Consider the following 13,415-nt stretch of genomic DNA (forward strand, 5'->3'; position numbering starts at 1 on the left):
CTTGGCGTCGGGGGCTCAACCTTAAGGCGCTTCGATCCCATCGCCCAAGCCGGTGGCGGGCTGTTGACGCTTCAAAGCTTTGTGACCGGACATCTCGGCTCCGGCATCGTGGGGCAGTCTCATGAAGGCGAAGGTCGACAGGCTTGCGATCGCTGCGACGATCCAGAAGGCCGGGCCGAAATCCTTGGCCACGATCGTCGGCGAGCCGTGGAGCTGGGACGCCGTTTCGAGGGCGAAGGCGCCGAGCGCGACACCCATGCTGAGAGCTAGTTGTTGTGCGACGCCCGACAGGCTCGTCGCCGAGCTCATGTCGCGGTTCGAGACCTCGGCATATGCGATGGCGTTGAGGCTCGTGAACTGCAGGGATCGGAAGCACCCGCCGACGAAAAGGATGATCATGATCAGCCAATGGGGCGTGGTGGGCGTGAAGAAGCCGTTGGCGGCGAGGAAAGCTGCGCCAATGATGGCATTGATCGTGAGAAGGCGCCTGAAGCCCACATGCTCCAGAATCCGCTTGGCCAGGGTCTTCATGAACAGCGCGCCGACGGCGGCGATGAAGGTCAGCGAGCCGGAAGCGAGAGGCGTAAGGCCGAAGCCGACCTGGAACATCAGGGGCAGCAGGAAGGGAATGGCTCCGATGCCGATCCGGAACACGGAGCCGCCGGTGACGCTCGCTCGGAAGGTGGGCAGCTTCAGGAGTCCGAGCTGAAGCACCGGGTGGGGCGTCCGCCGCGCATGCCGGACGAAGAGGACGAGGCTGATGGCGCCGATGATGACGCAGGCTCCCGAGATAATCGGCGGAATCAGGTGGCGTCCGCCCGACGCGAAGCCGAGCATCAGAAGGGCAAAGCCCGCGCCGGCCAGAACAAAGCCCAGAAAATCGAAGGGAGGCGTGTCCTCCTCCTTGATCTCGGGGACGAAGATCGTGGCCAGCACGATGCCGAGAACGCCGATCGGGATGTTGATGAAGAAGATCCAGCGCCAGTCGAAATAGGTGGTGATGAAGCCGCCGAGTGGCGGCCCGGCGATGGGCCCTATGAGCGCCGGTATGGTCAGGGTCGCGAGGGCCTGTACCACCTCGTTGCGCGGGACGCTCCGCAGCAGGACGAGACGCCCGACCGGTACCATCATGGCACCGCCTATGCCCTGAACGAAGCGGGCCAGGACGAATCCTTCAAGCGAACCGGCTGCGGCACAGGAGAGGGAGCCCGCCATGAACACCGCGATGGCAGCGCGGAAAATAGTCTTCGATCCGAACTTGTCCGCCATCCAACCCGAGATCGGGATGAAGATCGCGAGGCCCACAAGATAGGACGTGAGGGCAAGCTTGAGGGCGATTGGGTCCTCACCGATGTCCTGAGCGATCATCGGTAGCGACGTGGCGATCACGGTAGAGTCCGTGTTCTCCATGAACAGCGCAGTCGCGATGATGAGGGGGAGGAGCCGGGATGGGCGCATGACCTCTGGCACTTAGCGCCTTCGCGGCGTCTTGCAAAGAGTTGAGGCTGCACGGCAGATCTTCTTTTCCAACAGGGATTTACCGCTTTGCGAAAAGTTCCGCCCATGCTACGGACCCTCGCCAACTCGTCGCTGCCGACAGCGCGGATCCATTTCTCTCATCAAGGAGTTGGCCATGGCCTCAATCGCCGATCGTCTCATCGAGGGACTGACCTTCGACGATGTGTTGCTGAGGCCCGGACGCTCCGAAGTCCTTCCCGGCGAAGTCGATGTCGGGACGCAGCTCACCCAGTCCATCCGCCTCAATCTTCCGATCATCGCCTCTGCGATGGATACGGTGACGGAAGGGCGCATGGGCATCGCCATGGCGCAGGCCGGCGGCATCGGCGTCCTTCATCGTAACCTGGATCCGGCAGCGCAAGCCGAACAGGTCCGTCTCGTGAAGCGCTACGAGTCGGGCATGGTCATGAACCCGATCACCATTCATCCGGACGAGACTCTGGCCGATGCTCTCGCCATGATGAAGCATCATGGGATCTCGGGCATTCCTGTTGTGGAGCGCGGTCCCAGCGGCTCCAAGGGCAAGCTTGTCGGTATTCTCACCAACCGCGATGTGCGCTTCGCCAACAACCCGTCCCAGCCCGTTTCCGAGCTGATGACCAAGGACCGGCTGATCACCGTCCGTGAGGGCGTGAACCAGGACGAGGCGCGCCGTCTCCTCCATCAGTTCCGCATCGAGAAGCTTCTTGTCGTCGATGACCATTACCGCTGCATCGGGCTGATCACCGTCAAGGACATCGAGAAGCAGGTCGCCCATCCCAATGCCGCCAAAGATGAGCAGGGCCGTCTCCGCGTCGCGGCTGCGACGACCACCGGAGAGCAGGGCTTCGAGCGCTCCGAGCTCCTGATCGACGCCGGCGTGGACGTCATCGTGGTCGATACCGCTCACGGCCATTCCGTCCGCGTGCTGGAGAGCGTGACCCGGGTCAAGAAGCTTTCCAATGCCGTGCAGGTCATTGCCGGAAACGTCGCCACTCGTGAAGGCGCCAAGGCGCTGATCGATGCCGGTGCCGATGCCGTGAAGGTCGGTATCGGTCCTGGCTCCATCTGCACCACCCGCATCGTCGCAGGCGTCGGCGTCCCGCAGCTCACCGCCATCATGGAAGCGGTCGAGGCGGCGTCGGAAGCAGGCATCCCGGTGATCGCCGATGGCGGCATCAAGGTCTCGGGCGATCTCGCCAAGGCCTTGGCAGCGGGCGCATCCACGGTCATGGTCGGCTCGCTCCTGGCCGGGACCGACGAGACGCCCGGCGAGGTGTTCCTCTATCAGGGCCGCTCCTACAAGGCGTATCGCGGCATGGGCTCGGTCGGTGCCATGGCCCGGGGCTCGGCAGATCGCTACTTCCAGGCCGAGGTTCGCGACACCCTCAAGCTGGTGCCGGAAGGAGTCGAAGGGCAGGTGGCCTATAAGGGACCGGTCTCCGCCGTGCTGCACCAGCTCGCCGGCGGCCTCCGCGCCTCGATGGGTTATGTTGGGGCAAAGACCCTGCCTGAATTCCAGGAGAAGGCCCAGTTCATCCGGATCACGGGTGCGGGCCTGCGTGAAAGCCACGTACACGACGTGACGATCACCCGGGAAAGCCCTAATTATCCGACCCGCAGCTAAGCTTGAGCATTAAGGGTCGTCCATGAGCATCACCGCCGTTCTTCTCCCCGTCTTCGTCCAGGTCGGGCTGACCTTCGTCATCCTGTTCTGGATGGGGCGTTCCCGTTACGGAGCGCTTCGCGCGGGCGAGGTGAAGATTCCGGACATCGCCCTCGGCGAGCGCAACTGGCCGGGCGGCGTGCAGAAGATCGCCAACGCTTATCAGAACCAGTTCGAGCTGCCGGTTCTGTTCTATGCCATCGTGGCTCTGGCGCTGATTACCAAGAAGGCGGATCTCATCTTCGTCGTGATGTCCTGGCTCTTCGTGGTCACGCGCCTCGTCCATGCGGGCATCCATGTGACGTCGAACCGGGTTCCACAGCGCTTCAGGGCATTTGTGGCGGGAGTTCTGATCCTGCTGCTGATGTGGATCATCTTCGCCCTGAGGATCTTCGCCGCGGAACTCGGCGTCTGATCTTGGGACCGGCGGGCTTCGATCCGCCTCTGGTCCGTCTTTCGAAGATGTGCGGGATGGGGAGAAAGCCCATCCCGCCATCGCTTTTAGTAACGGCGACCGCTTTCGAGCTGGGTCTTGGCATCTGCGACCTTGCGCGGCGGCGGATTGATATCCGCAACGGGCGGCGGCGTCGTGGCACAGGCCGCAATGGCGAGAGTGAGACCGACGGCAAGAATGCGAGTCAGCTTGATCGACATCAGTAGAGGCTCCAAGTCCGCATGCGACATACATGCGCGTCTCTCCATACGATCCGGATCGCGACCGGACGGAGGTAACATCGTGTCTTTTCCACGGCCAAGCTTAGGTGTTGTATTCCTATGACACCCGCCGCCCGCATCGCCGCCGCCATCGAGGTCCTGACCGATATCGACGCTCGTCGCCGTCCGGCGACGGATGCGTTGAAGGACTGGGGCCTGTCCCACCGTTTCGCTGGCTCGAAGGATCGGGCCGCCATTGCGAGCCTCGTCTATGATGCGTTGCGCCGGAAGGCGTCGGCGGCGTGGATCATGGGGGATAAGTCGCCGCGCGCCGTCACGCTCGGCATGCTTCGTCTCCAGAAAGAATTGGAGCCGGACGCCATCGCTCGCCTGTTTTCCGGCGAGCGCTTCGCCCCTGAACCGTTGACAGATGCCGAGCGCGAAAGGCTCGCGAGTGCTAGCCTCGACGGAGCTTCCGAGGCCGATGCGGGCGATTTCCCGGAATGGATCGCGCCCTCCTTGCATCGCATGTTTGGCGAGGATGTGGTGCCCGAGATGCAGGCGCTGACGGCGCGCGCTCCCCTCGATCTGCGGGTCAACACGCTCAAGGTCGCGTCGCGGGAAGAAGCGCACGATGCGCTGCCGCATCTCGGTGCCATCGAGACGCCGCATTCGCCCCTCGGCCTTAGGATCGCCCCCGGTGAGGACGGCCGCGGTCCCGCGATCCAGGCGGAGCCGGAATTCCTGAAGGGCTGGGTCGAGATCCAGGACGAGGGATCGCAGCTCGCGGCGCTTCTGTCGGCGGTCCAGCCGGGCGAACAGGTCGTCGACCTCTGCGCCGGCGGCGGCGGCAAGACCCTGGCGCTCGCCGCCATGATGGACAATCACGGCCAGATCTATGCGACCGACAATGATGCCCGGCGTCTGGCCCCCATTCACGAGCGCCTGACGCGGGCAGGTGTCCGCAATGTCCAGGTCCGAACGCCGCGCGGCGGAGCCGACGCGATCTCCGATCTCGACGGGCGGATCGATTGCGTCCTGGTGGATGCTCCCTGTACGGGCATCGGGACGTGGAGGCGCAATCCGGACGCCAAATGGCGGCTGCGGCCCGGCAGCCTGGAAGTCCGGCGTAAGGAACAGTCGGCCGTGCTCGATCGGGCGGCCCGGCTGGCGAAGCCAGGCGGGCGTATCGTCTATGTGACCTGCTCCATCCTGCCGGAGGAGAATGACGACTCTCTCGCGGCCTTCCTCGATCGCACTGACGGATTCCAGCCTCTGTCGCATGGGGAAATCCTGGATGCCGCCGGTCTGGGGAAGCTGAAGGAGGTCCTTCGGCAAACCCGTTACGGTTGGCAGATGACCCCGCTGCGCACCAGTACGGACGGCTTCTACGTTGCCGTTCTCGTCAGAAGTTCATAAGTGAGCCGCATGCTCGCCACCGCCGCTTTCGTTCATAGGCCCAAGACTCATCCATGACCCAGTCCCACGACAAGATCCTGATCATCGACTTCGGCTCCCAGGTGACCCAGCTCATCGCGCGCAGGGTGCGCGAGGAGGGGGTCTATTCTGAGGTCGTGCCGTTCCAGAAAGCAGCCGAGGCCTTTAGGGAGATGAAGCCCAAGGGCGTCATCCTGTCCGGCGGTCCAGAATCCGTCACGATGGAGACCTCGCCTCGGGCGCCGCAGGAGCTTTTTGGCGCCGATGTCCCGGTCTTCGGCATCTGCTACGGCCAGCAGACGATGGCGGCGCAGCTCGGCGGTGAGGTCGAGGGCGGTCATCATTCGGAATTCGGCCGCGCCGAGATCGAGATCCTGACCGAGAGCCCGCTCTATCAGGGCGTCTGGCAGGTCGGGAAGAAATATCCGGTCTGGATGAGCCACGGCGACCGCGTCACCAAGTTGCCCGAAGGGTTCGAGCCTCTCGCAGCCTCGCCCAATGCGCCCTATGCCATCACGGCGGACGAAGACCGCAAGTTCTACGCGGTGCAGTTCCATCCGGAAGTGGTGCATACGCCTCAAGGCGAGCAGCTGATCCGCAACTTCGTTCGCGACATCGCCGGCTGTCGCGGTGACTGGACCATGAAGGCGTTCCGCGATGAAGCCATCGAACGGATCCGTGCCCAGGTCGGCAAGGGCAGGGTGATCTGCGGTCTGTCCGGCGGCGTCGATTCCGCCGTGGCGGCGGTGCTGATCCACGAGGCGATCGGCGACCAGCTGACCTGCGTCTTCGTCGACCACGGGTTGCTGCGTGCGGGCGAAGCCGATCAGGTGGTCAGCCTGTTCCGGGATCACTACAACATCCCGCTCGTGCACGTTCAGGCGCAGAACCTGTTCATCGATGCGCTCGAAGGCGTGTCGGATCCGGAGGTCAAGCGCAAGACCATCGGCAAGCTCTTCATCGATGTGTTCGACGAAGAGGCCCGCAAGATCGGCGGGGCGGACTTCCTCGCGCAAGGCACGCTCTATCCGGACGTCATCGAGAGCGTGTCCTTCACCGGCGGTCCCTCCGTGACCATCAAGAGCCATCACAATGTGGGTGGCTTGCCCGAGCGGATGAAGATGAAGCTCGTTGAGCCTCTGCGCGAGCTCTTCAAGGACGAGGTGCGGGTGCTCGGCCGCGAGCTCGGCCTGCCCGAAGCCTTCGTTGGCCGTCATCCGTTCCCCGGTCCGGGTCTCGCCATCCGCGTGCCGGGCACGATCACCCGCGAGAAGCTCGAGATCCTGCGCAAGGCGGATGCGATCTATCTGGACGAGATCCGCAAGGCCGGCCTCTATGACGATATCTGGCAGGCTTTCGCCGTGCTGCTGCCGGTCAAGACCGTCGGCGTCATGGGCGATGGGCGCACCTACGACCACGTTTGCGCCCTACGCGCCGTCACCTCCGTCGACGGCATGACCGCCGACTTCTTCCCCTTCGACATGACCTTCCTCGGCAATGTCGCGACCCGCATCATCAACGAGGTGAAGGGCATCAACCGCGTCACCTACGACATCACCTCCAAGCCACCCGGCACGATTGAATGGGAGTGAGGGAGAGTCGAGTCTGGAGCAGTACGTTGCAATTTTCCAGAGAAAAACGACGATTTGCGGGTAGTTCAATTCACTATCTGTATTGCATTTTCAACCAATGCCTTTGGTATCCTAAGTCATTGCTCTCTAGGATCTTTTCGAACATCGGTAATTTGCTGGACGCAAAAGTGATGGGTCAAGTTGAAGGTACTTTTGACGGTATTGTCCTTGTGGGACCTAACGCCCTAGAAACTTACCGCCACCCCCATTCATGATCTGACGATACTTTAATAGAAACAGAAAACTCCGTTTCGATGCCGTATTTTCAGTACCTTGGCTGAGCTGTCGGCGCCAAAACGGAGTGCAAATGGAGAGCGATCATTATTTCGATAGTGCAAATGAGGCTCTCGCCTTTTGCCGCGAGCTTACGAAAGCCGGGACGGCCGATCTGTTTCGGGGGCAAACGAAGGACTGGCCAAGGATCACGCCGAGCCTCTTTCGCGGGGACGATCTTCAGCGCGAAAAGGCTGTTGCAATCCTGACGCAATTTATCGAATGGGCGAATGCTGTACCACAGATGGGTCGCTATTGGGGGGACGATCAGCAGATTATCGCTATTGCCCAGCACTACGGAATACCCACGCCCTATCTTGATCTTACAACTGATCCCGAAACAGCTGCCATCTTCGCGGCCGTATCGAGCGAGAGTGCCCCTAATGTGCAGGCCGTCATCTATTGCTTCAGACGGGACGACCTCAAGAATCTGCCGGCTTTTGCCCTCCATGAGCTCGACGTTGCGAATTTGTGGCGTCTCAAGGCACAGAAGGGGTTGTTCCTGGAAGTTCTGACAGAATCCGACGTCGACTTGCTCCGCGCTTTCGCGATTCGAGTCCATTTCCCCGCGAGGCTCCTCCGCGAGGACGAACGGCGGACCATATATCCGCCGCGCAAGAGCGCCCTTGAGATCGTGATCGATCAGTGGGTGTATCGCCACATGATCGCTGACATGCTGGGCGGCTTTTCCGACTCAAGTCGCCGCTTCATGATCAGGCGCTACACCTATCCGGGCATTGCGCGATGGCGTGCTATGCCTGAATTCGCCCCTGGATGGATGAATTGGGAGGTCGGCTGGGTTTTCCAAGACGATAACGAGGTGATAAGTCCGGGATCGGACAGCCGCCGTCAGGTAGCGCTGCCGCGGGGGCTATCTATCCACGAGACCTTCAATTGCCTGGAAGCGCGTATTTCTGCCATCCTCGACCGCTACCGGACTGATAAGCAGCCGTTCGACTTCGAGATCGTGATCGATCACTATCCAGTCGAATCCCCAATAGCGACGGAACTTCTCAACCGTTGCTGGGACGGGCTGAGGGTTCATCCTTATCCGGAGCAGAGCATCGTTCGTTGCCTTGCTACAACCGCCGTAGCGCTGCTTTGGCGACTTGAGCATCCCGAAACGGATTGGGAGAAGTTACTGTGGGGTGAAATCAAAACGATAGATGTTGCACCAATCGGAGGTCATTTGGATTCTGCGATGGTTTCGAGAAAGAGCCTGATGGGAGCCTTTCATGACAGCTATCACGGAATCTTGACTGCTTATGCACGAAGAAGGGTCGCGGTAGACCCTCTTTTCCTCACAAACTATGTCGTCGATCCTTGGGTGCTCTTCGATTTCGGCAAATTCGCCCGGATGTTTGTTGAGGAATTCATCCCGTCATGCATCGGCTGGTATTGGAAGTCGTGCCTCGAAGGCGAAGATCGGCAGTTGAGCGATCTTTGGGCGATCTCTTTTAACCCTGCGCTGCTCGGTTTCGTCACCCTGTCGAGCTATCGCTTCCATTCACCAATCGCGACCGAAGTCGATGTCGATCATGTGGTTCTCATTTCGTCCGACATGGATGAGGATGATATTGAGGAGACATTCATCTCGTGCCTTCCTGCCATTCTAAGCGGTAGCAAACCCTTCACTGTGAAGTTTACCGATTATAGTGCCGATGCTCGCGAAATCTGGGAGATCGATGAAGTAATTGAACAGTGCCAGATGATCGTCAGAATTGGAGGCATCTCGGTGCTCGATGTCATTCCTGGGGTGCGTGACTTCGATACGCCCAAAGAGAGGCATCCTAGAGATATCTGGGAAGGTCAAGGGCTGGGTGCCCTTCACATCTGGGCTATTGCCAACAACCGACTGACGGAGATCAATGGTGTCCCCTTTGCCGAGATCCAAGACCTTTTTCAAGTCTTCTGGCGCGAACTCCTTGAAAGCAACGCTGAAATTGAACGTCGCGGACGAAACCAGCCCGACTGGCCCGGATGAGCCGAACATCGTGCGCGCGCCAACGGAATCGCCGAGATGGTTCGTAGCAACGAAGGATAGGCAGAGCCTGCGGCACAGCGGCACTCGTTAATACCGGCATGAGCTGCATGGCGTTTGAGCGTGCGCGGAAAAAATGGTAGCCGAACAAGTGAGTTATCATCGCTCAAAATGATGGAATGGGAGCAAACGACGGTGTCGAAACAGACGGTGACGATCTACGGCATCAAGAACTGTGACACGATGAAGAAGGCACGCGCTTGGCTCGATGCCAACGGTGTCAGCTACAGCTTCCATGATTACAAGGTAGCAGGTATCGATCGGGCGCGCCTTGAGACCTGGGCCCGCAGCGTCGGCTGGGAGACCCTTCTCAACCGGGCCGGAACGACCTTCCGCAAGCTGCCGGAGGCAGATAAGGCTGCTCTCGATGAGCGCAAGGCCATTGCGCTCATGCTCGATCAACCGTCCATGATCAAGCGCCCCGTCCTCGATGTGGGACGCCGTCTCCTCGTCGGCTTCAAGCCGGAGCAGTATGAGGCGGCGGTTCGGTAGCGACGCACCTTCTCATTCCCTTCACGTCATCCCGGGGCCGCGCAGCGGAGCCCGGGATCCATATCAGCTGACCATGCCGAAGGAAGCGAGCGGCTGCGGATGCGCTTTTCCTCGACAGGTCGTGGTGATGGATCCCCGCCTGCGCGGGGATGACAACGGGGAGAGAAAAACAAAAGGCGGGCCGCAAAGCCCGCCTTTGTCATTGTTTGCATCAATCGCTCTTACTGGATCTTCGGCGGTTCGTCGAAGTTCAGGGGCGGGAGGCCCGTATCGCCGCCTCCAGGGCCGATGCCCGGCACCAGAAGCTCGTCGAGCTTCTTCTGAACGGCTGCCGGGTCGACGGTCGTGCCTGCGGATTTGTAGTGCATGACCATCTGCGGGAAGGTCACCACGAGAGCCACCATGATCAGCTGGATGATCACGAACGGGATGGCGCCCCAGTAGATCTGTCCGGTCGTGATCGGCTCCATGCGTTTGCCCGTGACGCGGTCGATGTAAGGCTCTTTTGGAGCGACCGAGCGCAGGAAGAACAGGGAGAAGCCGAAGGGCGGGTGCATGAACGAGGTCTGCATGTTCACGCCGAGGATCACACCGAACCAGATCAGGTCGATTCCGAGCTTTTCCGCGGCGGGCCCGAGTAGCGGGATGATGATGAAGGCCAGCTCGAAGTAATCGAGGAAGAAGGCCAGGAAGAAGACCAGAAGGTTCACGACGATGAGGAAGCCGACCTGCCCGCCGGGCAGCGACGTCAGCAGATGCTCGACCCAGATATGGCCGTTCACGCCGTAGAATGTCAGCGAGAAGACACGCGCACCGATCAGAATGAAGAGCACGAAGGCCGAGAGCTTGGCCGTGGCCTCCGTCGCCTGGCGCATGAGCGTCCAGTTGAAGCGGGCGGGGTTCTTGTCGAGTTTCCGCTTGATCGCGGCGAGGATCACCGAGCCCAGAGCGCCCATGGCGCCGCCTTCCGTCGGCGTGGCGACGCCGATGAAGATCGTGCCCAGCACCAGGAAGATCAGCAGGAGTGGGGGCACCATGACGAAGGTGACCTGCTCTGCCATGCGCGACATGAGCCGCAGGCCCGACATGCGCTCGATCACGCCGACGACCAGTGAATAGATCGCGCCGGCCACGAACATCTCGACGATGAGAGCGTAGTTCTCGTGGCCTCCACGCAGCAGCAGAATATAGACGGAGATGAGGGCCGCCGTGAGGATCGCCGAGGCGACCACATGCTTGGCACCGAGCCAGCGATTGATGATGGCGCAGATCAGCGCGACCACCGTCGACGCGCAGATCGTCAGGATCACGAAGTCGGAGCCGGCGCGAATGCTGGTCTGGGACAGGGCGTAGTAGCCGACCAGGCCCGAGAAGACCACAAGGATGCCGAGCTGCCAGACGCCGCGGGTTCCGTTGGGCTCCCGGTAGCCGATCGCTTCCGGCGGCAGGCCTGGGGCCGACTTCGGATAGAAGATCGACATCAGGAGGACGTAACCGGCATACATCGCCGTGAGCACGAGGCCCGGGATGAACGCGCCCTCGTACATGTCGCCCACCGAGCGGCCGAGCTGGTCGGCCATGACGATGAGAACGAGCGAAGGTGGGATGATCTGGGCGAGCGTGCCGGAGGCCGCGATGACGCCTGAGGCGAGGCGGCGGTCATAGCCGTAGCGCAGCATGATCGGCAGGGAGATCAGGCCCATGGAGATCACCGACGCGGCGACGACGCCTGTCGTTGCGGCAAGAAGCGCGCCGACGAAGATCACCGCATAGGCGAGGCCGCCTCGAACCGGGCCGAAGAGCTGACCGATCGTATCGAGCAGATCCTCGGCCATGCCGGATCGTTCGAGGATCAGCCCCATGAACGTGAAGAAGGGCACTGCAAGCAGCACCTCGTTCGACATGGTGCCGTAGACACGGTCAGGCAGGGCTTGGAGCAGCGGCCAGGACAGCGTGATCGTTTCAGGCGCAAGAGGCGCGAGCTCGACCGCGAGGAAGAAGAACAGCAGGCCGTTGGCGGCCAGCGAGAACGCGACCGGATAGCCAAGCAGCAGGAAGATGATGAGGGCGCCGAACATGATCGGCGCGAGATTCTGGGCAATCAACTCTGCCATGGGAGGAGGGCTCCGAACGCGAAATGCAATGGTTTGAACGGTGACACTAGCTGATGCCGTCGCCCGGAGGGGTTCCGGAGCGAGGATCCTGAGCCGTGCCGAGTTCGGTGAGCAGACGCTCGGCCTCGGCCTCCGCGCTGTGGCCGGCCTCTTCGTCGGCAAGGTCACCGCGCATGATGGCGATCCGTTTGATCAGCTCGCTCAGCCATTGCAGGAAAAGGAAGGTGAATCCGAGAAGGATCAGACCCTTGGCCGGCCAGATCAGCAGGCCGCCGGCATTCGACGAGACCTCGCCCGACTGGAAGGAGCGCGAGAAGTACGGCACGCTGAGGTACAGCATGATGGCCACGAAGGGCATCAGGAAGAACACGTGCCCGAAGAGATCGACCCAGTCCCGTTGCCGTTTCGACAGGGCATTGGAGACGATATCGATCCGGATGTGCTCGTTCACTTTCAGGGTCCAGGGGGCGCAGAGCATGAAGACGGCGCCGAACAGGTACCATTGCAGCTCGAGCCAGGCGTTCGACGAGACGCCGAAGACGCGCCGAATGATGGCATTGACCGCCGATACGACGATGGCCACCACGATGGCCCAGGCCACGGTCTTCCCCAGGCGCTCATTCAAGCTGTCTATTGCCTGGGACAGCTTCAGGAATGCTGTCATCCGCTTCGTCCCCTGATTGCTTGCGTTGTTGGTTTTGTCAGGGTGTAGCTATCGAAGTTGTAACACCTTCGCTAGAGCCTCATCGGCCTGACCGTACTCGACTTAAGGCGAGTATCCCCTATGCGTTCCTGTCACAAGAGGGGAGGTTGTTGAAAGTTCTGGTGTGTCGGCCGCTTTCCTGCGGCAATTAATACATCGAAAGGCGGGTAGGCCCGAGCGGCCCAGAGGCGGGTTGCCGGTGGCAGTAGCCCTTATTGATTGCTATGGTCCGGGCTCCGCATGAAGGAGATGAGCGTGACGCTGCTTGTGCTGGGCCTGATCGTCTTTCTAGGAACTCATGCCTTCAGCATGGCTCGCAAGGCGCGTGCCGATGTCATCGCGAAGATTGGGGAGGGGCCTTACAAGGGGCTCTATTCCCTCCTCTCGCTGATCGGAATCGTGCTGATCGCCATCGGCTTCGGTCGCTACAGGGCTGCCGGCTATATTCCGGTCTGGGACCCGCCGATCTGGACCCGGCATCTGGCCCTGTTGCTCGTCTGGTTGGCCTTCATGGCGGTCGCTGCCGCTTATCTGCCCGGTCGGATCAAGCGCCGCCTGAAGCATCCGATGCTGGCCGGGGTGAAGCTCTGGGCCTTCGCGCACCTTCTCGCCAACGGCGATCTCGGCTCCATTCTCCTGTTCGGGTCGATCCTCGTCTGGGCCGTTCTCGCCCGCATCAGCGCCAAGTACCGGGATGTCGCAGTGGAGCACGGAGCGCCTCGGGATGGGCTTCACGACAATCGCAATGACGCTCTCGCCATCGTGATTGGCACGGTGGCCTATCTGGTGTTCGTGATCTGGCTGCACCCCCTCCTGATCGGTGTTCCGGTGCTTCCAGGACGCGCTTGAGCGCCCTGTGGCGCCGATATCCGCCGCCGAGGTGCGTTCACCTCTCGCCTTCATCGGG

The 13,415-nt window shown here is 61.3% G+C and carries 11 protein-coding genes; 7 read left to right on the top strand and 4 right to left on the bottom strand.

Annotated elements, in window-relative coordinates; genetic code table 11:
- Positions 1 to 21 precede the first annotated feature (21 nt).
- Positions 22 to 1,458: a DHA2 family efflux MFS transporter permease subunit gene (locus K9B37_RS11385; RefSeq protein ID WP_224313197.1), complete on the bottom strand. Its 1,437-nt coding sequence runs from the start codon at positions 1,456 to 1,458 to the stop codon at positions 22 to 24.
- Between the two features lie 175 nt (positions 1,459 to 1,633).
- Between K9B37_RS11385 and guaB the strand changes: the two genes are divergently transcribed.
- Both guaB and K9B37_RS11395 read left to right on the top strand, forming a co-directional pair.
- The gene (guaB, locus tag K9B37_RS11390; protein WP_224313198.1) at positions 1,634 to 3,124 is read left to right on the top strand and encodes an IMP dehydrogenase; all 1,491 of its coding nucleotides are present in this window, start codon (positions 1,634 to 1,636) and stop codon (positions 3,122 to 3,124) included.
- A gap of 22 nt (positions 3,125 to 3,146) precedes the next feature.
- Positions 3,147 to 3,578, top strand: a complete 432-nt coding sequence (locus K9B37_RS11395) for an MAPEG family protein (protein ID WP_224313199.1) — start codon at positions 3,147 to 3,149, stop codon at positions 3,576 to 3,578.
- A gap of 86 nt (positions 3,579 to 3,664) precedes the next feature.
- Here K9B37_RS11395 and K9B37_RS11400 read toward each other — a convergent pair whose 3' ends face one another.
- Positions 3,665 to 3,817 carry a hypothetical protein gene (locus K9B37_RS11400; RefSeq protein ID WP_224313200.1) on the bottom strand — a complete coding sequence of 51 codons (153 nt, stop codon included), beginning with the start codon at positions 3,815 to 3,817 and terminating at the stop codon, positions 3,665 to 3,667.
- A 120-nt stretch (positions 3,818 to 3,937) separates the two neighbouring features.
- On the opposite strand from K9B37_RS11400, the gene K9B37_RS11405 reads away from it, so the two are divergent.
- The 4 genes from K9B37_RS11405 (at position 3,938) to K9B37_RS11420 (ending at position 9,691) form a co-directional block, all read left to right on the top strand.
- Entirely contained in the window at positions 3,938 to 5,236 is a 1,299-nt protein-coding gene (locus K9B37_RS11405) for an RsmB/NOP family class I SAM-dependent RNA methyltransferase (RefSeq protein ID WP_224313201.1), read from the top strand.
- A gap of 53 nt (positions 5,237 to 5,289) precedes the next feature.
- Positions 5,290 to 6,846: a glutamine-hydrolyzing GMP synthase gene (gene guaA / locus K9B37_RS11410; protein WP_224313202.1), complete on the top strand. Its 1,557-nt coding sequence runs from the start codon at positions 5,290 to 5,292 to the stop codon at positions 6,844 to 6,846.
- A gap of 346 nt (positions 6,847 to 7,192) precedes the next feature.
- Entirely contained in the window at positions 7,193 to 9,142 is a 1,950-nt protein-coding gene (locus K9B37_RS11415; RefSeq protein ID WP_224313203.1) for an FRG domain-containing protein, read from the top strand.
- Positions 9,143 to 9,334: 192 nt separating this feature from the next.
- Entirely contained in the window at positions 9,335 to 9,691 is a 357-nt protein-coding gene (locus tag K9B37_RS11420; protein ID WP_224313204.1) for an ArsC family reductase, read from the top strand.
- A gap of 221 nt (positions 9,692 to 9,912) precedes the next feature.
- On the opposite strand, the gene K9B37_RS11425 is transcribed toward K9B37_RS11420, so the two are convergent.
- Both K9B37_RS11425 and K9B37_RS11430 read right to left on the bottom strand, forming a co-directional pair.
- Positions 9,913 to 11,805, bottom strand: a complete 1,893-nt coding sequence (locus tag K9B37_RS11425; protein ID WP_224313205.1) for a TRAP transporter large permease — start codon at positions 11,803 to 11,805, stop codon at positions 9,913 to 9,915.
- 46 nt (positions 11,806 to 11,851) lie between these two features.
- On the bottom strand, positions 11,852 to 12,469 hold the full coding sequence (locus tag K9B37_RS11430) for a TRAP transporter small permease subunit (RefSeq protein ID WP_224313206.1): 618 nt from the start codon (positions 12,467 to 12,469) through the stop codon (positions 11,852 to 11,854).
- A gap of 294 nt (positions 12,470 to 12,763) precedes the next feature.
- Here K9B37_RS11430 and K9B37_RS11435 point away from each other — a divergent pair, with 294 nt between their 5' ends.
- Positions 12,764 to 13,357, top strand: coding sequence for an NnrU family protein (locus K9B37_RS11435; RefSeq protein WP_224313207.1), 594 nt, complete (start codon positions 12,764 to 12,766; stop codon positions 13,355 to 13,357).
- Positions 13,358 to 13,415 lie beyond the last annotated feature (58 nt).

Origin of the sequence: Microvirga puerhi (assembly GCF_020089865.1) — a bacterium.
Taxonomy (GTDB): domain Bacteria; phylum Pseudomonadota; class Alphaproteobacteria; order Rhizobiales; family Beijerinckiaceae; genus Microvirga; species Microvirga puerhi.

Bases quoted from the DNA above. Each gene is read 5' to 3' on its own strand.
- K9B37_RS11430 (WP_224313206.1), bottom strand. From the start codon at position 12,469: ATGACAGCATTCCTGAAGCTGTCCCAGGCAATAGACAGCTTGAATGAG.
- K9B37_RS11415 (WP_224313203.1), top strand. From the start codon at position 7,193: ATGGAGAGCGATCATTATTTCGATAGTGCAAATGAGGCTCTCGCCTTT.
- K9B37_RS11400 (WP_224313200.1), bottom strand. From the start codon at position 3,817: ATGTCGATCAAGCTGACTCGCATTCTTGCCGTCGGTCTCACTCTCGCC.
- guaA (WP_224313202.1), top strand. From the start codon at position 5,290: ATGACCCAGTCCCACGACAAGATCCTGATCATCGACTTCGGCTCCCAG.
- K9B37_RS11405 (WP_224313201.1), top strand. From the start codon at position 3,938: ATGACACCCGCCGCCCGCATCGCCGCCGCCATCGAGGTCCTGACCGAT.
- K9B37_RS11425 (WP_224313205.1), bottom strand. From the start codon at position 11,805: ATGGCAGAGTTGATTGCCCAGAATCTCGCGCCGATCATGTTCGGCGCC.
- K9B37_RS11385 (WP_224313197.1), bottom strand. From the start codon at position 1,458: ATGCGCCCATCCCGGCTCCTCCCCCTCATCATCGCGACTGCGCTGTTC.
- guaB (WP_224313198.1), top strand. From the start codon at position 1,634: ATGGCCTCAATCGCCGATCGTCTCATCGAGGGACTGACCTTCGACGAT.
- K9B37_RS11395 (WP_224313199.1), top strand. From the start codon at position 3,147: ATGAGCATCACCGCCGTTCTTCTCCCCGTCTTCGTCCAGGTCGGGCTG.